This is a genomic window from Streptomyces sp. MI02-7b (assembly GCF_033793585.1).
Lineage (GTDB): Bacteria > Actinomycetota > Actinomycetes > Streptomycetales > Streptomycetaceae > Actinacidiphila.
In genome coordinates, this window is record NZ_JARAWX010000015.1 from 50695 (window position 1) to 71230 (window position 20536).

The window sequence follows — 20536 nt, forward strand, 5'->3', positions numbered from 1 at the left end:
GAGGCAGGAGCGGGGGCGCGCCGGGGGCGCGGGCGCGCGTCGCCCATGCCGCCGGGCCCGGACGTTCAAGGCCGCCAGGTGTCGGACGGCGGTTCGGGGCGGGACCGGGTGAGTTCCGGCTCCAGCCCCTGCGCGGGCGTGGTGAAGGGGCGTCCGACATCGGCGCGCCAGGCCTGGAAGGTGAGTGTGGTCGCGGTGACGACGACCAGGCCCAGCAGCCAGCCGCCCACCACGTCGCTGACCCAGTGCACGCCCAGGGCGACCCGGGTCCAGCCGACGCCGACGACCGTGATTCCGGCCAGGGTCCACGGCAGCGGGCGCCAGGCCCTTGGCACCACGGGAAGCAGAGCCAGCAGCAGCACGGCGCAGGAGGTGGTGGCCGTCATGGCGTGGCCCGAGGGGAAGGAGAAGCCGGGAGCGTGGGCGACCGGGTCCGGCAGGTGGGGGCGGGTGCGTTCCACGGTGTTCTTGGCGAGCAGCCCGGTCAGTCCGCCGGCGACGGCGGTGACCGCGGCCCAGACCGCGAGCCGCCAGGCCCGGCGGGTCAGCAGCCACACCGCCAGCGCGGCGACGAGCGTGCGCAGGGTCACCGGGTTCCAGACGACGTCGGTGAGGAACCGCAGGGCCTGTACCAGGCCGGGATGGTCCAAGGCCGTACGGTGCAGGTGGCCGGCGGTGCCCTGGTCCAGGCGGCGCAGTGGCGGCCATCGGGATTCCACGAGCAGCACGGCGAGAGCGAAGGGCACCGCCGTGATGGCGGTGACGGCCGTGGCGGCCGCCAGCCGGGCGCCGAATCGGGCGTCGGGTCCGAAGTGGCGGGTGAAGTGCGGTGTCGTCATGGGCGCGGACTCCTTCGCTGTCTCGGGTGGGCCGTCACACACCGGGGTCGTCGCCGGCTGGTGGCGCCACGCCGGCTCGCATCGCCTCCAGTTGCGCGGCGAACGCCAGCCCGAGGAAGAGCGCGACCGACGTGAGATAGGACCACAACAACAGGGCCACGAAGGCACTCAGCGGCCCGTACATGCTGGTGAAGGATCCGCTCGCGCCGACGTACAGGCTCAGGGCCCAGGTCGACGCGCTCCACAGCAGCAGGTAGACCGTCGCCCCGAACGCGAGCCAGGTGTAGCCGGGTTGGGCACGGCGCGGTGAGCGGCGGAAGATCGCGCTGGTGGCGAGCATCGCGAGGACGATGCCCAGCGGCCAGCGCAGCACGTCCCAGGCGTGGGTGGTGGCGGTGCCCAGGTGGTAGACCTCGGCGAGAGCACGGGTCAGGTCGGCGCCCAGCACGGTGAGGACGAAGCTGAGGCCCAGCGGCGCCCCGGCCAGCACGGCCATCACCAGCCCGCGGCTGTACTTGCGGAGGAAGGGGCGGTCGCGTTCCACGCCGTAGATGCGGTTGGCCCCGCGTTCGACCTGGCACAGCCCGGTGGTGACGTTGACGACGGAGAACAACAGCCCGAGCCACAGAGCCGCCTGGCCGCCGCTGTCGGTGTGCTGGTGGCTTTGCCGCAGGGCGTCGTCGATCACGTCCTGGCTGGGGCCGCCGGCGATCCGGCGGATGGTGATTTCGGCGACTCGGCCGATGTCGTCGGTGTGCAGGACACCGGACAGGCCGATCATGGCGATGGCCAGGGGGACGATCGACAGGACCGTCTGCAGGGCCAGCGCCCGGGAGTGGCTGAATCCGTCGGCGTAGCGGAACCGCACGAAGGAGTCGCGCATCAGGGGCCAGCCGCCGTAACGGCGCAGTGCGGCCCATGCCTCGTCGCCGGACAGTTCGTCGCCCCGCACGTCGGCTCGTTGCGGGACGCGGGTGGCTGTACCCATCGTTCTCCTTGGTGGCGGTGGCGGTGGCGGTGGCGGTGGCGGTGGCGGTGGGAGCAGTTCAACTGCCGGAGGTGAGGGCGCGATCGCCGGGTGTGCGGGCGTCGGCAGGCACGGGGGCGGCGGGACGGGTGGCGGGGAGATGGACGCGCAGTGCCGCCGGTTGCACCTGGATGGTCAGCCGGGTGCCGTCGGCGACGACGTCGCCGTCGAGTTCGCGTGCCTGGGGAGTGGCGAAGGCGATGTCGATCCGCCGGGCCCGGTAGTACTCCAGTGCCCCGTGGGCCACCAGCGGTCGGGTCGTGGTGCCGGTACCGCGGCGCTCGGCACGGCGGTGGGGCAGCATGCGCGCTCCGAGATATCCCGCGGCAGCCACCCATCCGACCGGGCCACGGGGGTTGAGCAGCACCAGGTCCAGGAATCCGCTGTCGGGGCGCGCCCGGGGCAGCAGCGGCAGCCCGCCCTGGAGGGTGCCCACATTGCCGATGAGGACCATCCGCGCCCGGCGACGCAGCACCGGGCCGCCGTCCAGACGGAGCGTCAGGCGCATCCGCGGGTCGGCCAGGTGACCCATCCCCGAGAGGACATAGGCGCTCCAGCCCAGGCGCGCCTTGAGGCGGTCGGACGCGTCGCGCACCATGGCGGCGTCGAGGCCAGCACCCGCCATGACGGTGAAGCAGGTGGCGGGCAGACCGTCGCCGTCCACCCGACCGACGTCGATGCCGGCGGGCTCCCCGGCCAGCGCCTGCTCGAGCGCGGCGGCCGCATCGGTGGGCAGGCGGAGGTTGCGGGCCAGCAGGTTACCGGTGCCGCAGGGCACGACCGCCATCGCGGTGCCGGTGCCGACCAAAGGGCCCGCGCAGGCACGTACGGTGCCGTCGCCTCCGCAGACCACGACCAGCGCGGTCCCGGGCACCGCGGCCAGAGCCTCCAGCCCACCGTCGGGGCGCTCCGCGGTGGTTGACGTCCAGTGCTGGTCGGTGTAGCCGTGGCGGCTCAGGACGGAGCGGACCTTCGCGGCCAGCTCGTCAGGGCAGGCGTACGGATGCCGTACGACGACGACCCGGCGGCCGCCCGGGCCCGCGTCGGCGGCCGCGGCGGCGCGGAGACGGGAGTCGGGCGGCCGGAGGGTGAACCCGCGGGCAGGCGGCACGGCCCGGGTCATGACGAACAGGGTGCAGGCTCCGTTGAGGAGACCGCCGATGACGTCACTGGGGTGGTGCATCCCCGCGTACAGCCGGGAGACCGCGGCAGTGGCCGGGACGATCAGCAGCGCCGCGGCCGACGGCAGCCTCCACGGACCGCGCAGAACGGTCGCCGCGAGCAATGCGAGCCCCCCGTAGAGAGCGAGCGCGGCGCCCACGTGCCCGGAGGGAAAACTCGAGGTCGGCGGGGCGTGCTCCAGATGCACAACATCCGGACGGGACCGGTTCACACACACGGTGACCAGGACGAAGACCGCCGACTGCGCGGCCACCGCTCCCCCGAGGAAGAGCGCCTCGCTCCACCACGGGCGCCGCGGGAGCACGAGCAGCGCCACCACACAGACGCAGGCCACCGCGATCACGCCCTGCGTACCGGCGATCGTCGACACTGCCTGCGAGGCGGCGTCGCCCACCTCGGTGCGGTGTGCGGCCAGAGCCCGGTTCACCCCGTCCTCCACCGACAGCGGCCGACCGGCCGCCCACGGTCCGGTGACCAGCGCGCCCAGGCCCACGAGCAGCGCCCACTGCAGGGGCAGCAGCAGGAACCACCGCGGCCGGATCATGGCCGTACCGCTATCAGTCCTCATGGAGGGCGTCTTACCCGCACTCGTCAGGTAATGGCGGTCCCTGCCCCCGGGCTGCGAGGCCACTGCCGCCGGCGCCCGAGTTGCGCAGGGCGGCGCCGGCGATGCCGCAGGCGAAGGTGGTGAGGCAGCGCGCCGTCAGCCCGGCTCGGTGTGCGGAGGCAGGGCTCCCCCGTCGACGGCACGCCGGAACCGTGCTCGGTGCGGGCGCAGCCGTGCATCGTCAGCGCGACCTGAACGCCCGGACCCGCGGGCGCTCCAGGTCGGAACGACTTCTCCTCGGTGCCGAAGGTTGCGTCCAGGTGCCCTTGTCGAGCGGTGTGGGCTCGTAGGCGCACGGCGCGGCGCACAAACCGTGAACAAGCGCAGGTGCCCCGGTCACCGCCCGTCCACTCGCCCGCGGCAGTCCGGCCGGCTGCCCCGGACGGCCATCACCCCCCGGTCCCGGGCCCGTTCGGAGCCGAGTGTCCCCAGCCCTCGCGCTGGAGCCGCGCCAGGGCGTGGACCGTGTCGTGTGTCGCCGGATACAGGTCCCGGTACAGGCGGTGCAGCCTGTCGTACGCCGCTCCCGCGGCCGCGTCCGGTACACATCGCTCACGTACGGGGTTCCACGTCGCGGTTGCCGCGTCATCGGTCAGCCGGGCGGCGAGCCGGGCAGCCCCGTAGCTCGCGCCGACCGTGACGGTGGGGATGTCCTGGGGCAGTCCGGTGACGTCGGAGACGATCTGCGTCCACAACCCGCCCCGCGTGCCCCCGCCGACGGCGACGACCCTCTCGACGCCTGCACCCGCCTGCCGCATGGCCTCGATGTTGTGGCGCACACCGTGCGCTGTGGCCTCCAGCGCGGCCCGGTAGAGGTCGCCGCGGGTGTGCTCGACGGTGAGACCCGCGATCACCCCGCGGGCGTCCGGGTCGGCGATCGGGGTGCGCTCGCCGGCGAAGTACGGGAGCATCGCGAGGCCGCGGGCACCGACGCCGCTCTCTGCGGCCTCCGCCAGCAGCACGTCGCGGCCGGGCGAGCCGAACAGGCCCCGCATCCACTCGGTCACCGCTCCGGAGGTGGCCATGCCGCCGGCCAGTGAGCGGGTGCCGGGGAAGGCGCCGGCCGTGCTCCACAACTCGGGTACGCGCAGGTGTCCGGCGACGGTGGCGATCAGGAACATCGTCGTGCCGTACATGAGCATCAGGTCGCCCGGCCGGGTCGCGTCGACGCTGACGGCCTCGGTCCAGGCATCGACGGTCCCGGCGAGCACCGGCGTGCCCTGCGCGAGCCCGGTCGCCGCGGCCGCCTCGGCCGTCACCGTTCCGGCCTGGTCACCGGGCCAGCACAGCTCGGGCAGTTCCGCGTGCGGCCACACCGCGCGCACCCACGGGCGGTACCAGTCCTGCGCCCGGGCGTCGTAGAACGGGACGGACTGGCTGGCCGAGTGGTGGTCGAGCACATAGGCACCGGTGAGCCGGTGGGCGAGAAGGGAGGCCGGCATGAACAACCGCCGGGCGGCGGTGAAGACCTCCGGCTCGTGTTCGGCCACCCAGGCCACCTTCGGCCCCACCGCCTGGGTGGACAGCACGCTTCCGCACCGGTCGAGGACGGCCGCGCGGCCGAGCTCTTCGTCGAGCCGGGCGATCTGGGCCACGGCCCGCGTGTCCACACCGTAGAGGATGGCCGGCCGCAGCGGCCGGTTCGAGGAATCGGCCAGGCAGACGCACGGGCCCATGCCGCTGACTCCGACCGCCTCCACCCGCCCACCGGCGGGCAGGAGTTCACGCGTGATGCCGCGGAATTCCCGCCACCACACCTCGGGATCCATCTCGACGTGTCCCGGTCGCGGGCGGGAGACGGTGTGCGTGCGCACCGCGGTCGCGATCACCTCGCCGGAGGCGTCGACCAGGACGCCCTTGCTGCTGGATGTGCCGATGTCGACACCGAGAAAGGTCACACCCCACGGTAGGGCGACCGGGCCCGGGTGCCGACTCCCCGTGTCTGCCGGGACTGGCCTCGGTGCCGGCGAGCGCCGCCACCGCATCACCGTGCGGACGGTGGGGCGAATTCCCTAAGGCAGGTTGATAAAGTAGCCTTAGCATATGAACGATGATCTGGACCCCGCCACGGTCGCCTCGGCCCTGCTGGCGAGCCTCAGCGTGCTCTTGCGACGGGTGCGTCAAGTGCCCGTCGAAGGCGGGCTCACGATGCCGGAGCGGACCGCGCTGTCGCATCTCGAACGCTCGGGCCCCACCACCTCCTCCGCACTGGCCCGGGAAGTCCAGATCACCGCACAGGCCATGGGAGCGACGCTCAGCGCCCTGCGGGTCCGCGGCCTGGTCGAGCGCCGCCCGGATCCAGAAGACGGCAGGCGCGTGGTGCTGACGGTGACCGGCGCCGGCCTTCAGGCGCTGAAGGACAAGCGCAACGCGCGGACCGAACTCCTCGCCCGCGCCCTGACCGGCGGCGCGTTCACCGCGGCGGAACTGGAGCAGCTCGCCGCGGCGGCCCCGCTGCTGGAGCGGCTGGCCCGGAACATCTGATGCCGGACGGAGAACCGAACCCGGAGGAAAGCCCGTTGATACCCGACCCTCCCGAAGCGCACACCGCCCGCCGGGCGGCCGGCGACCGGTACAAGTGGACGGCGCTGGCGAACACGACGGCAGCCGTCTTCATGTCCGCGCTGGACGGCTCGATCGTGCTGATCGCGCTGCCGGCCGTCTTCCGCGGCGTGCACCTGGACCCGCTGGCTCCGGGCAACATCGCCTACCTGTTGTGGATGATCATGGGCTACCGGCTGGTCCAGGCCGTGCTGGTGGTCACGGTGGGCCGTCTGGGAGACATGTACGGCCGGGTCCGGATCTACAACTGCGGATTCGCGGTCTTCTCCTTCGCCTCGATCCTGCTGTCCTTCGACCCCTTCGACGGGGGCCACGGAGCGATGTGGCTGATCGCCTGGCGCGTGGTGCAGGCCGTCGGCGGCTCGATGCTGACGGCGAACTCCGTCGCGATCCTGACCGACGCCTTCCCCAAGGAGCAGCGCGGCTTCGCCCTGGGGATCAACCAGGTCGCGGGCCTGGCCGGGATGTTCATCGGCCTGGTCGCCGGAGGACTGCTGTCGGCCTGGGACTGGCGGGCGGTGTTCTGGGTGAACGTGCCCGTCGGCGTGTTCTTCACGGTGTGGGCCTACCGCACCCTGCGCGAGACCGGCACACGAGGCGGCGGCAGGATCGACTGGTGGGGCAACATCACCTTCGGGGTGGGCCTCAGCGCGACCTTGATCGCGGTCACCTTCGGCCTGCAGCCGTACGAAGGCCACACCATGGGGTGGACCAACCCGCTGGTCGACGGGCTGATCGTCGGCGGACTGGCCCTCCTGGCGGCATTCGTCGCCGTCGAGAGACGCGTTCCCGCGCCGATGATCCGGCTGGGCCTCTTTCGCCAACGGGCCTTCACCTTCGGCAATCTGGCAGGCCTGGCCATCTCGATCGGCCGCGGCGGGATGCAGTTCGTGCTGATCATCTGGCTGCAGGGCATCTGGCTTCCGTTGCACGGCTACGACTACGGCGACACTCCGCTGTGGGCCGGGATCTTCATGCTGCCGCTGACCGCCGGATTCCTCGCCGCGGGCCCCGTCTCCGGGTACCTGTCGGACCGGCTCGGCTCCCGGGGCCTGGCCACCGGCGGCGCGCTGCTGTTCGGCGCCAGCTTCCTGGGCCTGATGGTGCTGCCCATCGACTTCAGCTACTGGATCTTCGCCCTGCTGATCGCGCTCAACGGGATCGCCAACGGCATGTTCGCCTCCCCCAACTCCTCCTCGATCATGGGCAGCGTTCCCGCAGACCTGCGCGGCGTCGCCTCCGGTATGCGCGCCACATTCCAGAACTCCGGCACCGCCGTGTCGATCGGCGTGTTCTTCTCCCTCATGATCGCCGGACTGGCCGGCAGCCTCCCGCACACCCTCACCGCCGGCCTGCGGGAGCAGGGCGTACCGGCCCACGTCGCCACCCAGGTCGGCAGCCTGCCACCCGTCTCGTCCCTGTTCGCCGCCCAGCTGGGCGTCAACCCGATCCAGCACCTGCTCGAGCCCAGCGGCACCCTGGCCCACCTGACCGCGGCGCAGCGACAGAGCCTGACCGGACGCGAGTTCTTCCCGGGCCTGATCGCCGGCCCCTTCCACTCCGGCCTGGTGATCGTGTTCGCCTTCGGCGCCACCCTCGCCCTGCTCGCCGCCATCGCCTCCCTCCTCCGCGGTGCCGGGCCCGCCACCCCGTCCTCACGACCTCGACCGGCCTCCACCGGTGACGCCGTCGCCCTGCGGCCGAAGGCCTGACAGGGACGCCGGACGGCTGAGACCGCCACGCCTCCGACCTCGCAACCAGCCGACCTCCACAGGAGCAACCACCTCCATGACCCTCACAGCGATCGACCCCCGGTCCGCGCTCGTCGTGATCGACCTGCAGAAGGGCATCGTCTCCGCCCTCGACGATCCCGCGGTCACCGACGCGGTCGAGCACGCCGCCCATTTGGCCGCCCAATTCCGCCGGCACACCCTGCCCGTGGTCCTGGTCAACGTCACCGGACGCGCCCCCGGACGGACCGAGGACGGACGGCCGGGGAGCAGAACGGCCGCACTGCCGACCGGCTGGGCCGACCTCGTCGACGAACTCGACGTCCAGCCGAGCGACCACCTGCTCACCAAGCGGCGCCGCAGCGCGTTCCACGACACCGGACTCGACACCCTCCTGCGCGACCTGGGCATCACCCAGATCGTGCTCGCGGGGATCTCCACCAGTTCAGGCGTCGAGTCGACCGCACGCTCGGCGTCCGACCACGGCTACCACGTCGTCCTGGCCACCGACGCGATGACCGACCCCGACGCAGAAGCCCACCGCCACAGCGTCGAGCGCGTCTTCCCCAGGATCGGCGAGACCGCCACCACCGCCGAGGTGGTCGACATGGTCGAGGCCACACGATGACCCTGCTCGGCCGGCTCCTGAACAACCGCAGAGCGGGCGAGACCCACACGGCCTGGAACCTGCCCAACCTGCAGGGCCCCGAGCTGCTGACGCTCACCAGCCGGCACTTCGCCGACGGCGGCTCCCTACCGCTGGAACACTGCGCGAAGCACATAGGCGGCGCCGACCGGTCCCCTCACCTGGCCTGGGCTCCGCTCCCACCCGGCACCGCACAGCTCCTGCTGGTCGTCGAGGACATCGACGTCCCCCTGGCCAAGCCCGCGGTCCACTGCACGGCCCTGATCGACCCGGCAGCCGGACACCTGGAGCCCGGTGCCCTGGCCTCGCGGCAGCCCGGCCCCGGGGTGCGGGTGCTGCGTTCCACCATCGGCCGGGGCTACCACGGTCCCGCGCCCATCAAGGGCCACGGGCCGCACCGCTACGTCTTCGAACTGTTCGCCCTGTCCGCCGCCGTGGACGGCACACCTGACACCACGCCGGTGGACCGGGCACGGCCCCGCGCCCTTCTGGGCGCCGTCACCGCCCCCGTACTCGGCCGCGGCCGACTCACCGGCGTCTTCGAACGCTGACACCGGGGCCGGGCCGCCCTCCGGGCAGCGTGCTGTGCGTTCTCCGGCGCAGCCTGAGAACGCACAGCACGGGACCGGGTCACAGGCCGAAGGCTCCGCCTTCCACAAGGATGAGCAGGCCGATGGCGACGAGAACCAGCGGCAGCAGGACGTGACCCCCGCGGGCGAGGCCCCTGGCGACAACCGGACGGGTCGCGAACCAGCGGCCCGCGAAACACCACACCGCCACCAGCGCCAGGAACACCACGGCGTACACGCTCATCCCGCCGACGCCCGCGGTGGTGAGGACGGGAACGTAGACGCCGATGTTGTCGCCGCCGTTGGCGAAGGTGACCGCGGCGACCTCCAGCGGGCCCGGACCGCTCCCCCCGGCCCGTGTCCTCTCCTTCGTTCCGCCTCGCGGCGGCCCTTCCACGCCTGCCACGCGGATGTGAGGCCCAGCGCGACCGGCAGCAGACCGAGGTAGGGGACGGCGGACCCGGGCAGGAGCGTGGCGCCGAACGCGGCCGCCACGGCGACAGCGAGGATCGCGGTGAGCCCAGGTACTGACCGAGCACGATGCGGCCCGTGGAGCCGCGGTGTCCGGCGCCCTGGGCGAAGAACAGCGCCAGTACCAGGATGTCGTCGATGTTGGTCACGGCGAACAGCCCGGCCGCCTGCCCGATGACGCCTGGACTCTCAGGTGGGTCGTCTTCCTCTCGGAGCCGGGGACCAGGCGACGGATACCCGGTGCGGGTGACGGTGCCGTCCTCCGGATCACGCCGCTGGCCCGACGAGGGGACGGCCCCCGCGTGCGCGGCGACGGGGACCGTCGGCACGCGTCTCGTTCCGCACAGCCGGCGGCCGCCAAACGGCCGTCAGCGCCCCGTCAAAAAGGCGTACATGGGACGGTCGCGGTCTCCCCGGGCGCCTGCCGTCGCCGTGTTCGGGCAATGTGGGAGGTGGAGTGGTGCGCGGCTTCGCTGGAGCATCCCTGGTCGCGATCCTGGCCGTCTTCGCGCTGGTCGGGCTCGGCTGCTGCCTGGTGGTGATTCCCGCACGGACGAACCGCTTCCTCAACGAAGCGTTCGTCGTCGTCCCCGTGGTCGGCGGCAGACGCCACGGGCTGAAGCGGGCGATCGCCACGGCGGTCGGCGCGACCCTGATCGTCCACGGCGTGTACTTCGGCGACCATGTCCTCATGGGCGGCCGGGTTCTCTGGGGTCGCGTCAGCACCAGCACCTGAACCGCGCGGCACCAACTTCCCCCGGTGCCCACCTCGTTCTCCGCCGCACCGGAGGACCTGGGCGCCGGCCCGCGCGGCCATCGCCGGCAACGCCGGGTCCGGCTGCCGGCACCGCTTCGCGGTCAACGCCAACGGCGCACAACAGACCGCGGCGGACGTCGACTTCGGCTCCTCGCCGACGGACGGCAGCACCCCGCTCCCGATCACGGGGAGGAGCGGGGTGCTGTCGTCCCGCGCTGCCGGGGCGAACCGAGGATCCGGTCGAATCCGTACACCCACTTCCAAGGACGCAACCGTCGGACCCCGACGCACCAAGCATCCGTGACACATGGGGGCCAGCGGAATGACCGGTTCGCTCACGTCGGTGCGACCGCGGCGGTCACACCGACGGCGTCGGCGGCCCGGAGCTCGCCCCTGCCGCGTATCCGGCGGCCATCTCGACCCGGACCTCGGCGGATTCGAGGCGTCCGGCTGCCTGGGACGTGATGGCAAGATGGGCCGGAGGCGATCACACCGGTGGTCGTGCGCGACGGTCACGCAGGGACGGGGACAGCCATGAGCTCGGAAAGTCAGCCCACTCCGCGGGCCGTCCTCGGGACGTGGCCGACTCCGCTGGAGCCGATGCCGCGGCTTGCCCTCGCACTCGGCCTGGGCGCCGATGACCTGTGGGTGAAACGGGACGATCTCACCGGACTGGGCGGCGGTGGGAACAAGGTGCGCAAACTCGAGTGGACCTGCGGTGAGGCACTCGCCGACGGCGCGACCGTTCTGGTCACCACCGGAGCACCACAGAGCAACCACGCACGCCTGACCGCCGCCGCGGGGGCGCGGCTGGGACGTGACGTCGTCCTCGTGCTGTCCGGAGAAGCCGGATCCTCGACGTCCGGCAACCTCGCGCTCGACAGCCTGTTCGGGGCCACGGTCGTCTGGGCGGGTGACGTCGACGATCAGGAACTCGCCTCCGTCGCCGACGACGTGGTCGAGCAACTGCGGCGGCAGGGCGCCGTGCCGTCGCTGATCCCCTTCGGGGGTTCGAGTGTCTCCGGCGCCCGCGGCTACGAGGAGTGCGGGCGAGAACTGCTCGTGCAGGCACCCGACCTCGCGACGGTCGTCGTCGCGGTCGGTTCCGGGGGCACGATGGCGGGCCTGCTCGGTCCGCTGGGCGCGACACGCGTGCTCGGGGTCCACTGCGGAGCCGTCACCGATCCCGGACGTGCGGTGGCCGACCTGGCCTCCGGCCTGTCCGGCGCGGACTGTCCGCCCGAAACGCTGCGGCTCAGGCTCGACCAGGTCGGCGACGGCTACGCGGCCCTGACCGGGGCCACCTTGGCGGCCCTCACCGTGACCGCGCGCACCGAGGGCATCGTGCTGGACCCCGTCTACACCGGGCGCGCGATGGCCGGCCTCATCGCGGCGATCGCGGAAGGCGAGGTACGCCCGGGGCAGCGCACGGTCTTCCTGCACTCGGGCGGAATGGCCGGCTTCTTCGGCCATGGGGCGACGATCGCGAAGCTGGACGAGAGGCTGGCGGTCTCGACGTCGCGGACCGTACGGCCCTCGACGTCGTAGGCCGCGACGCACGCGTCCGCGCCGCCGACCCACCGGGCCGGGCGGGCATGACAAGGCACTGCCCGTTTGTTGAGGTCCATGAAGCGTCCATGAAGGGGTCCCACCACATCCCGTGGAGAAGCCGCCCACCGGACCGAACCGAACCAACGGGAGACACCATGCCTGTCTGCGGGGAATGCAAGCACCCCGTGTACGCCCATGCCGGAACGGCACAGGGCGGGACCGCCTCCTCGCGGCCGGGCTGCCACGACAGCTGCGGCACCTGCCGGGGTCAGGAACTCTCGCGGTCGGCAGAGGTGTTCGAAACGGCCCAGACGCCTCCGACACACGCGCGGATGGTCCTGCTCACGCCGCACGGCGTCTCCACGGTGGAGTTCGCCGTGGAACCCGCGGTGAGTCTGCGGTGCACCGCGGACGAGGGGACCGCGGCCCTGGCCCTGGGTGCGTGGCTGTTCACGACGGATCACGCCAGGTACAGCGACCTGGAGATCCCGCTGCTGCAGTTCGCCTGCAACCCCGGTCACGAGTCCTTCACCGCCGACGAGATCCTGGCCCTGCGCGACTTCCTGGCCGAGCAGCAGGGCACGGCGCGCTGGAACGACGCCCTGACCGCCCTGCTGGCGAGACTCAGGACCACCGAGGCAGCGCTGCGCCACACGGCCGACGGCACACCTGACTGACGCACTCGCGCGTCGCCTTCCTGCTCGGGGACCTGCTGCTCGGACCCGCTGCTCGGACCCGCTCGGCCGGCGCACCGGAGCCGCCCGCCACGGGTGAAGCGTCCGTCGCAGGTCCTGACCCATCGGACGGGACCGACCACCCCGGAGGCGTCCGTGCAGGTGATGCACGGTTGGTCTGCTCGGCGGCCAGCGGATGCGGAGTGACGGGGCCGGTGTCAGAGTCGGACGACAGTGATCACCAGTGGCGAGGGACGCTCCCTGGCGGATGTGCCCTCGTTCCAGGTGGGGTTGCGTCCGCCAGGGGCTTCGGAGGTGAAGGGCGGTTGTCCAGAGTGGAGCCGCAGTCGCTCCCGCCGAGTGAGGCCGCCGCCTGGGTCGTCGACCGGCAGGCGGACGCGCCGAGCCCGGAGGCAGGACCGCACACCGACGTGGTGGTTCGGGTCGAGGCCGAGCTGGTCGCCTGCATGGCGGAGCGGCGTCTGGTCGACCTCGATGTCGCGCCGGGCGGTGTCGCTCCGGCCGACGCACTGACGGCGTTCGTGCTGCGGGGAGGATCCCGGCTCCGTGCGCGATGCGTGTGGTGGGGCTGGCTCGCCGGTGGCGGTCCGGACGCGGGGGAAGCGTCCCGGTCGCCGGTCGGACTGGCGGTGGCGCTGGAGCTGTTGCAGGCGTCCGCGCTGGTGCACGACGACGTGATGGACGGCTCGCGGACACGGCGTGGCGGTCCGGCGCTGCACGTCCTCTTCAGTACGGCGCACCGCCGTGCGGGGTGGTGCGGGGACGCGGCGGCCTACGGTACGGCGCAAGCGGTGCTCGCCGGGGACCTGGCCCTGATGTGGGCGGAGGACGTGTTCAGGTCGGTTCCGCTGGACGTCCAGGTGCGACGTCGCGCCGACCGTACGTGGCGGTCCATGCTCGCCGAGATGGTGGCGGGTCAGCACCTCGACCTGCGGCTGCAGGCGGAAGGCTCGGAGTGCCCGGAGGCGGCCCTGCGGACCGCGGAACTGAAGACCGCCCTGTACAGCGTCGCCCGCCCGCTGGAACTCGGCGCCGTCGCGGCGGGCGCCGCGGATGACGTGACGCGCATCCTCCACGAATACGGCCGTCGGATCGGGCTCGCCTTCCAGCTCCGGGACGACCTGCTGGGTGTCTACGGGGACCCCACGAAGACGGGCAAGCCGTCGGGCGACGACATCCGCTCGGGCAAACGCACCTACCTGACGGCCGTGGCGTTGCGTCTGGCCCGGAAGGCCGCGTCGCCGGAGGCGGAGAACCGGATCCGGACCACGCTGGGTGATCCTCTGGCGAGCGGCACGGCACTCCGGGCCTTCCGTGAACTGCTGGTGCAGCTGGGTGCGGTACAGGCCGTGGAGGCCCGCATCTCGGCTCTGGCCGACGAGGCCGTCGCCCTCCTCGGGGACGAGGCTCTCGCCCCGGAAAGCGCCCTCCCCTTGGAGCGGCTCGCCCGCCGCGTGGCCAAGGGCACCGTCACGTGAACCCGCGATGGAGCCCGCCGCGCCCGCCGCGCCCGCGAAGGAGGACGCACCGCCGATGAAGACCGTCCAGGGACCCACCGACCACGTCGTCGTGGTGGGAGCAGGGCTGTCGGGCCTCTCGGCCGCCTTGCACCTGCTCGGCGCAGGACGCCGTGTGACCGTACTCGAACGTGCCGGCGTTCCCGGCGGCAGGGCCGGCCTGCTCGAACTCGACGGTTACCGCATCGACACCGGCCCGACCGTGCTGACCATGCCCGACATTCTGGAGGAGGCCTTCGCGGCCACCGGCGGATCCCTCGCCGACCGCCTGGATCTGCGACCGCTGCACCCCGCGTACCGAGCGCAGTTCGTCGACGGTTCCGCCCTCGACGTGCACACCGATCCCGCCGTGATGGAGTCCGAGATCAGCCGGTTCGCCGGCGGGCGGGAGGCCCTGGGGTACCGGCGCCTGCGTGCGTGGCTGAGCGAGTTGTACCGGGTGCAGATGCGCAGCTTCATCGACTCCAACTTCGACTCGCCGCTGTCGCTGCTCACCCCCGACCTGGCCCGCCTCGCCGTGCTCGGCGGCTTCGGCCGGCTCCAGCCGCGCATCGCCCGGTTCATCCAGGACGAACGCCTCCAGCGTGTCTTCTCGTTCCAGTCCCTGTACGCCGGAGTGCCGCCGGCCCGCGCGCTTGCCGCCTACGCCGTCATCGCCTACATGGACACCGTCGCCGGCGTGTACTTCCCCCGCGGCGGCATGCACGCCGTCGCCGAGGCCCTCGCCGCGGAAGCCGCCCACGCCGGGGGCGACGTCCGCTACGGCACCGAGGTCGCCGCCCTGGAACGCACCGACGGCGGCCGCGTCACGGCCGTACGCACGGCACACGGCGAGCGGATCGGCTGCGACGCCGTCGTCCTCACCCTCGACCTGCCGGGGGTGTACGCGCTGCTGGGCCGCGCTCCCCGGCGGCCGGTCCCGCTGCGCTGGTCCCCCTCGGCGTTCGTGCTGCACGCCGGCACCCGCCGGACCTGGCCTCACCTGGCCCACCACACCCTCTCCTTCGGCGGCGCCTGGGGCCGTACCTTCGCCGAACTGACGCGGTTCGGACGCCTCATGAGCGATCCTTCGGTGCTCGTCACCCGCCCCACGGCCACCGACCCCTCGCTCGCTCCCGAGGGGCGCCACCTGCACTACGTACTCGCGCCCTGCCCCAATCTCGAGACCGGGCCCATCGACTGGGACCGGACCGCCCCCGGCTACCAGGAGCGGCTGATGGAGGAACTGGAGAAGCGCGGCATGGAGGGCTTCCGGGCGTCCGTCGAGACCCAGCGGGTGGTCACACCCGCCGACTGGGCCGCCGAGGGGCACGCCGCGGGCACCCCCTTCTCCGCCGCGCACACCTTCGCCCAGACCGGTCCCTTCCGCTCGCGCAACCTCGTCCACGGTGCCGAGAACGTGGTCCTGGCGGGCTGCGGCACAGTGCCGGGCGTCGGGGTGCCCACCGTGCTGATCTCAGGGAAGCTCGCCGCCGCGCGCATCGCCGGGGATCGAGCGGTCTCCCGGCACCGCCCGCGAAGGAGCCTGCTGTGACCGCCCGGGAGCTCGACGCCGCGGGCATCACCGATCCCCGGGCGCGTGCCGCGTACACCCGCTGCCGCGTGCTCAACGCACGGCACGGCAAGACCTACTTCCTGGCCACCCGCCTGCTCACGCCGGACCGGCGCCCCTTCGTGCACGCCCTGTACGGCTTCGCCCGCTGGGCCGACGACATCGTCGACGACGACCCCGCCGGCGTCACCGCCGCCGTTCGGCAACGGGTACTCGCGGAACTGGAAACGGTGCTCCTGGCCGGTCTGCGCAACGGTCACGCCGACCATCCCGTCGTCACCGCACTCGCCGACACCGTCCGCAGGCACCGGCTCGACCACACGCTGTTCACCGACTTCATGGCGTCCATGCGGATGGACCTGACCGTCACCGCCTACCCCACCTACGGCGACCTCGCGCGGTACATGCACGGCTCGGCCGCGGTGATCGGTCTCCAGGTCCTGCCCGTCCTCGGCACCGTGGTGCCCCGGGAGGACGCCGAACCCGCGGCCGCCGCGCTCGGCCTCGCCTTCCAGCTCACCAATTTCCTGCGCGACGTCGGCGAGGACCTGGACCGGGGCCGCGTGTACATCCCCGGCGACATCCTGACCGCCCACGACGCCGACCACGCGCTGCTGACCTGGTGTCGCGAACGCCGCACCACCGACCCGAGGGTCCGCGCCGCGCTGCGCGAGACCACGGCCCTCACCCGCACCCTGTACCGGCGGGCCGCGACCGGGATCCCGCTGCTCGCGCCCGTGTCGCGCCCCTGCGTCCGCACGGCTCTCGTGCTCTACCAGGGCATCCTCGATGAGATCGAGGCGGCCGACTACCCGGTGCTCCACCGGCGGGTGGCCGTGCCGCGCCGTCGCCGTGCCCGCGCTGCCGCGCGAGGACTGCTCGCCGTCGCTTCGAGCCGCGCCGTCCAGCGGGTTCGTCCGCACGCAGTGGTGTCCCGGACCGCTTCCGACACACGGCAGGAGTCGCCGGTATGAGGCGTTCGCGTCGTCCGCTCACACCGCTCGCCCGGCTCGGCGGCGGCCGATGGGAGGATCAGCGGCCCACTTGGCGCGAGGCCAGGCCCGCCCTCATCGCGTCGGCTCTGAAGAGGGCCCAGAGCCGTCCGTCCGGCAATTGGTACGTGGCGGCGGCAGGCTCCGAGGTCGGCAGCGGCCGGATCACCGGTCGGACCGTGGCGGGCATCGAACTCGTGCTGTGGCGGGACTCCGCGGGCGCGGTGCACGCCGCGCCCGGCGCCTGCCCCCATCTGGGCGCGCCGCTGTGCGAGAGCGGTTTGCGGGAGGGCACCATCGTCTGCCACTGGCACGGCCTCGCACTCGAACCCGGTGGAGTTCCCGGTTGGGATCCCTATCCCGCCCACGACGACGGGCTGCTGGTGTGGGTCCGTCTGGACGCCCCGGGCGGTGAGACCCCGACACCGGCTCCGTTCGTCCCCGAGCGGCCCGCTTCCGAGGCGTCGCTCGCGGCTGTCATGACGGTCGTCGGTCGCTGCGAGCCCGAGGACGTCGTCGCGAACCGGCTGGATCCCTGGCACGGCGCCTGGTTCCATCCGCACGCGTTCGCCGACCTGACGGTGCGCCAGGCACCCGCCACCGCTGAGGACGCGCAGAACGCCGCCGCGGACCGTTTTCTCGTCGACGTCGCCTTTCGGGTCCGCGGACGGCTGGGGGTGCCCGTTCGAGCGGAGTTCACCGCACCCGGGCCCCGCACCGTGGTGATGCGCATCGTCTCCGGCGAGGGGACCGGCAGCGTGGTCGAGACCCATGCCACCCCCCTGGGCACAGGCGCCGACGGACGGCCGCGCACCGCGGTGATCGAGGCCGTCGTCGCCCACTCGCGGCGTCCGGGCTTCGCGGCGGCACGCCACGCGGCGCCGTTGCTGCGCCCGCTGGTCCGTCGCACCGCCGCCCGTCTGTGGCGCGACGATCTCGCCTATGCCGAGCGCCGCTACGACCTGCGCAGCCAGGGCCGTTTCCCGGGTTGAGGACGTCCCGGGACGCGCACCCGGGCGGCGGACCGGTGACGCCGCCGGCGCCCGGCCGCTTCAGCCCCACCGAGCCAGGGCCCGCAGGAACGCGTTCCGGCCCCCCAGGGGAACCGACCACAAGGGGTGGCCCCGGACTCCCCAGGTGGACAGGAGTGCGTTGGCCGCCTGGATGCCCGTGGTCGCGGCGCGTTCCATCAAGGCCACCGGCAACGCGGTGCGCACCAGGTCGCCGGCGAGGGCCAGACGAGGATGGGCGGTGCGCACGGCGGGCCGGTCCTGGTAGCCGCCGACGGCGAACAGGGGACAGTCCTGGCGCCATTCGTGGCGTACGTCGACCACCCTCGCGCCGGTGCACTCGGGGTAGATCCGCGACAGTTCACGGAGCGCCGCGGCCTCGACGCCGGTCCGATCGGCGGCGGGGTCGACGGCATACGCATGCAGTTCGACCACGGAGCCGCCGGTCGCCTGCGCCCACCGTGCCGCCTCTCCCTCCCAGTGGCTCAGGACGCTGACGTTGTCGACCGGCCCGTAGCCGCTGGTCCCGAGAAAGCCCGGGCGTTCGCGGCGCACGGGGCGGTCCAGCCAGTAGCGCGAGACCAGGAAGGGGGGCGCCTGCCGGAGTTGTTCGATTCCCGTCCGCCAGGTCGCGTCGCCCAGTCCCGGGGATGCCCCGACCACGGATCGCAGACCGGCGCTGTCCAGGGCCAGGACCACGGCGTCGTACCGGTCCTCCTGGACTCCCCCGGACGAACCCGGGACGGTGCGCGCCAAGCGGAAGCCCTCCGCGCAGGGCGTCACGGCGAGGACCGTGGTGCCGGTACGCACCGTGGCGCCCAGCCCGGACAGGTGGTCGGCGAGTGGGTCCCACAGGGCCTGCGGATAGGGCTCTCCCGGTACGTCGAAGAGCAGCCCCTCGGCGGATCCCAGGAAGTAGATGTGGAACATCAGCACCAGTTCCGCGGCCGACAGTTCGCCCGGATCGGCGAAGAAGCTGCGGGAGAACACCTCGAACGCCAGATCTCGGGCCTGCTCGGGAAAGCGGATGTCGTCCAGGAACTTCTGCGCGCTGATCGTGTCGAGCCGCTCGTACACGTCGGGGACCCGTACGTCCAGCAGCGGGAGGGCGGCCCGCGGGTTCATCCGCGTCAGGCCCGACCAACTGAAGCTGGGGCTGAGCGCTACGAAGCCCAGGACGCTCCACGGGGGCGTCCGCGGAACGTTCCGGAAGCTGTCGCCGGCGCCATCGGCTCGCCGCAGCGGGTAGTCGGTCAGCGGCCGCAGTGAGCCGAGGGCCGGGTCGACCCTGCGCAGCAGTCCGCGCAGGTTGTAGTACTGACGGAAGAAGGCGTGAAAGCCGCGGCTCATCGTCGCCGTCGAGCCGTCGGCCAGAGTGGTCGGCCATCCCGCGGCCCGGCCGCCCAGCGTTTCCGCCCGCTCCAGCAGATCGACCCGGACGCCGCGCTCGGCGAGGCCGGTGGCCGCCGCGAGTCCGGCGATGCCCCCGCCGACCACGGCCGCGCTCGGCGCGGCAGCCGCGGCGCGTTCAAAGCCGCTCGTCGCCCGCCACAGGACGGCTTTGGCGTCGCGGCCCGGACGGGACGGCCGGTGCGAGGAATTCAGGACCATGCTCTGCCCTTTCGCCGTGGGGCCACAGGGAGTTCCGCCAGCGCGCGGAGCATGGCCGGCACCGGGGTGCTCAGGCCGATCGCCCATTCGTCGCGCAGGGTCGAGGTGCCGTCGAGGAAGCGAAGCACCCGGTCAGGGGGATTGCGGCCGAACAAGCCCTCGAAGAACGCCGCCCCGCCCGCCCCGCCGGTTGCCAGGGCACGCAGCATGACGGCGTCCATGAGCCGGTGGCGCGCCGCGTGCGGCTGCGGAGGCTGCGGGGTCCGGCCGGCATGCCACGCGTCAGCGATCGCGGCCGTCTGCCGCTGGATCGCGGCGAAGGCGTACCCCGTCGAGGGGCGGGTGGCGCCGCCGGCCACGCCGATCCGGAAGACACGTTCTCCGGCGCGGCGTGCGAAGACCCCGTCCGTCATGGGAATCACCCCCTGTTCGACGCCGGTGACGAGCAGGGCGCCCAGCGGGCGCGCCGTGCGGACGTATGTGTCCAACGCCGCGTCGTAGGCGGCCTCCGGCAGCGGATCGGCGGAGAACACCGTGTACTCGACCAGCGCCTCGCGCGGGGTGAAGGGCAGGACGTAGGCAAAGGACAGTCCGCGGTCGGGCTGCCGGGTGCGGAAGTCCATCAGATCCGCGACGCCGGGCTCGAAGCGGTCGTCGCGTGTGGTGACGAACCATCCGCGGAAGTGCTGCAGGAGTGTGGTGCGCGCGGGCGGAAGGTCGCGTGGGGGGCGGGAGTCGTAGACCCAGCGGCCTTTCAGCCGTACCGGGCGTCCTCCGGAGTCCCGCCCGGTCACCTCGGCGCCGCCGGGTACGTCACGGACACAGGTCACCGTCGCCTCCACGGTCCGTACACCGGATCGGTGCGCGAGCTCGGCACCGACCTCGCGCAGGAAGTCGGTCGAACGGATCATCTTGTAGGTGCGCGGGAAGGCAGCCGATGCCGTACGGCCGTCCCGCGCTGTGATCCGCATTCTGCGCCAGCGGGCGGCGACCAGGGCGTCGTACTCGCCCGGGTCGTTCTCCCAGAAGCACCAGGTCCGGTCCGGGGAGCGCAGGGAGGAACCGGCCGGCGGCTCGATCACGACGACCGATGCGGGCCCTCCCTCCGGGGCCGGCGGCGCCGTCAGCCGACGCGCGAGCGACAACCCCGCGGCGCCGGCGCCGACGATGACGACGTCGGCACCACCTTCGATGGGGGCCTGGGGCACGAATCCTCCG

At 72.8% G+C, this 20536-nt stretch carries 17 protein-coding genes and 1 pseudogene; 11 read left to right on the top strand and 7 right to left on the bottom strand.

Translation table 11 applies throughout. The annotated features are described in order from the left end of the window. Positions 1-65: 65 nt before the first annotated feature. The 4 genes from PV364_RS24075 to PV364_RS24090 form a co-directional block, all read right to left on the bottom strand. On the bottom strand, positions 66-839 hold the full coding sequence (locus PV364_RS24075) for a phosphatase PAP2 family protein (protein WP_319662325.1): 774 nt from the start codon (positions 837-839) through the stop codon (positions 66-68). A 34-nt stretch (positions 840-873) separates the two neighbouring features. Beyond that, on the bottom strand, positions 874-1827 hold the full coding sequence (locus tag PV364_RS24080; protein WP_319662326.1) for a YihY/virulence factor BrkB family protein: 954 nt from the start codon (positions 1825-1827) through the stop codon (positions 874-876). A 58-nt stretch (positions 1828-1885) separates the two neighbouring features. Further along, positions 1886-3616 carry a diacylglycerol kinase family protein gene (locus tag PV364_RS24085; RefSeq protein ID WP_319662327.1) on the bottom strand — a complete coding sequence of 577 codons (1731 nt, stop codon included), beginning with the start codon at positions 3614-3616 and terminating at the stop codon, positions 1886-1888. A 428-nt stretch (positions 3617-4044) separates the two neighbouring features. Further along, a complete protein-coding gene (locus PV364_RS24090) occupies positions 4045-5553 on the bottom strand; it encodes an FGGY-family carbohydrate kinase (RefSeq protein ID WP_319662328.1) in 1509 nt (502 codons plus the stop codon). A gap of 145 nt (positions 5554-5698) precedes the next feature. Here PV364_RS24090 and PV364_RS24095 point away from each other — a divergent pair, with 145 nt between their 5' ends. The 4 genes from PV364_RS24095 to PV364_RS24110 all read left to right on the top strand — a co-directional run bounded on the left by PV364_RS24095 (position 5699) and on the right by PV364_RS24110 (position 9144). Continuing rightward, positions 5699-6139 (top strand): MarR family winged helix-turn-helix transcriptional regulator, encoded by a 441-nt coding sequence (locus tag PV364_RS24095; RefSeq protein WP_319662329.1) that lies wholly within the window; start codon positions 5699-5701, stop codon positions 6137-6139. A 131-nt stretch (positions 6140-6270) separates the two neighbouring features. Beyond that, entirely contained in the window at positions 6271-7929 is a 1659-nt protein-coding gene (locus tag PV364_RS24100) for an MFS transporter (RefSeq protein ID WP_319662483.1), read from the top strand. A gap of 76 nt (positions 7930-8005) precedes the next feature. Further along, positions 8006-8575: an isochorismatase family protein gene (locus PV364_RS24105; RefSeq protein WP_319662330.1), complete on the top strand. Its 570-nt coding sequence runs from the start codon at positions 8006-8008 to the stop codon at positions 8573-8575. Then, on the top strand, positions 8572-9144 hold the full coding sequence (locus tag PV364_RS24110) for a YbhB/YbcL family Raf kinase inhibitor-like protein (RefSeq protein ID WP_319662331.1): 573 nt from the start codon (positions 8572-8574) through the stop codon (positions 9142-9144). The genes PV364_RS24105 and PV364_RS24110 overlap by 4 nt, the downstream gene beginning before the upstream one ends. A 79-nt stretch (positions 9145-9223) precedes the next feature. Here PV364_RS24110 and PV364_RS24115 read toward each other — a convergent pair. Then, positions 9224-9809, bottom strand: a pseudogene (locus PV364_RS24115) (cadmium resistance transporter). Between the two features lie 284 nt (positions 9810-10093). Here PV364_RS24115 and PV364_RS24120 point away from each other — a divergent pair. The 7 genes from PV364_RS24120 to PV364_RS24150 all read left to right on the top strand — a co-directional run bounded on the left by PV364_RS24120 (position 10094) and on the right by PV364_RS24150 (position 17689). Then, positions 10094-10369 (top strand): hypothetical protein, encoded by a 276-nt coding sequence (locus tag PV364_RS24120; RefSeq protein WP_319662332.1) that lies wholly within the window; start codon positions 10094-10096, stop codon positions 10367-10369. A gap of 555 nt (positions 10370-10924) precedes the next feature. Next, entirely contained in the window at positions 10925-11938 is a 1014-nt protein-coding gene (locus PV364_RS24125; RefSeq protein WP_319662333.1) for a pyridoxal-phosphate dependent enzyme, read from the top strand. A 335-nt stretch (positions 11939-12273) separates the two neighbouring features. Beyond that, positions 12274-12618 carry a hypothetical protein gene (locus PV364_RS24130; RefSeq protein ID WP_319662334.1) on the top strand — a complete coding sequence of 115 codons (345 nt, stop codon included), beginning with the start codon at positions 12274-12276 and terminating at the stop codon, positions 12616-12618. 332 nt (positions 12619-12950) lie between these two features. Continuing rightward, positions 12951-14114 (top strand): polyprenyl synthetase family protein, encoded by a 1164-nt coding sequence (locus PV364_RS24135; protein WP_319662484.1) that lies wholly within the window; start codon positions 12951-12953, stop codon positions 14112-14114. Between the two features lie 55 nt (positions 14115-14169). After that, the gene (gene crtI / locus PV364_RS24140) at positions 14170-15687 is read left to right on the top strand and encodes a phytoene desaturase family protein (RefSeq protein WP_319662335.1); all 1518 of its coding nucleotides are present in this window, start codon (positions 14170-14172) and stop codon (positions 15685-15687) included. Then, on the top strand, positions 15684-16679 hold the full coding sequence (locus tag PV364_RS24145; RefSeq protein ID WP_319662336.1) for a phytoene/squalene synthase family protein: 996 nt from the start codon (positions 15684-15686) through the stop codon (positions 16677-16679). The genes crtI and PV364_RS24145 overlap by 4 nt, the downstream gene beginning before the upstream one ends. Continuing rightward, positions 16676-17689 (top strand): DUF5914 domain-containing protein, encoded by a 1014-nt coding sequence (locus PV364_RS24150; RefSeq protein ID WP_319662337.1) that lies wholly within the window; start codon positions 16676-16678, stop codon positions 17687-17689. The genes PV364_RS24145 and PV364_RS24150 overlap by 4 nt, the downstream gene beginning before the upstream one ends. Positions 17690-17749: 60 nt before the next feature. On the opposite strand, the gene PV364_RS24155 is transcribed toward PV364_RS24150, so the two are convergent. Next, positions 17750-19318: an FAD-dependent oxidoreductase gene (locus tag PV364_RS24155; RefSeq protein ID WP_319662338.1), complete on the bottom strand. Its 1569-nt coding sequence runs from the start codon at positions 19316-19318 to the stop codon at positions 17750-17752. Further along, the gene (locus PV364_RS24160) at positions 19309-20526 is read right to left on the bottom strand and encodes a lycopene cyclase family protein (protein ID WP_319662339.1); all 1218 of its coding nucleotides are present in this window, start codon (positions 20524-20526) and stop codon (positions 19309-19311) included. The genes PV364_RS24155 and PV364_RS24160 overlap by 10 nt, the downstream gene beginning before the upstream one ends. Positions 20527-20536: the final 10 nt, after the last annotated feature.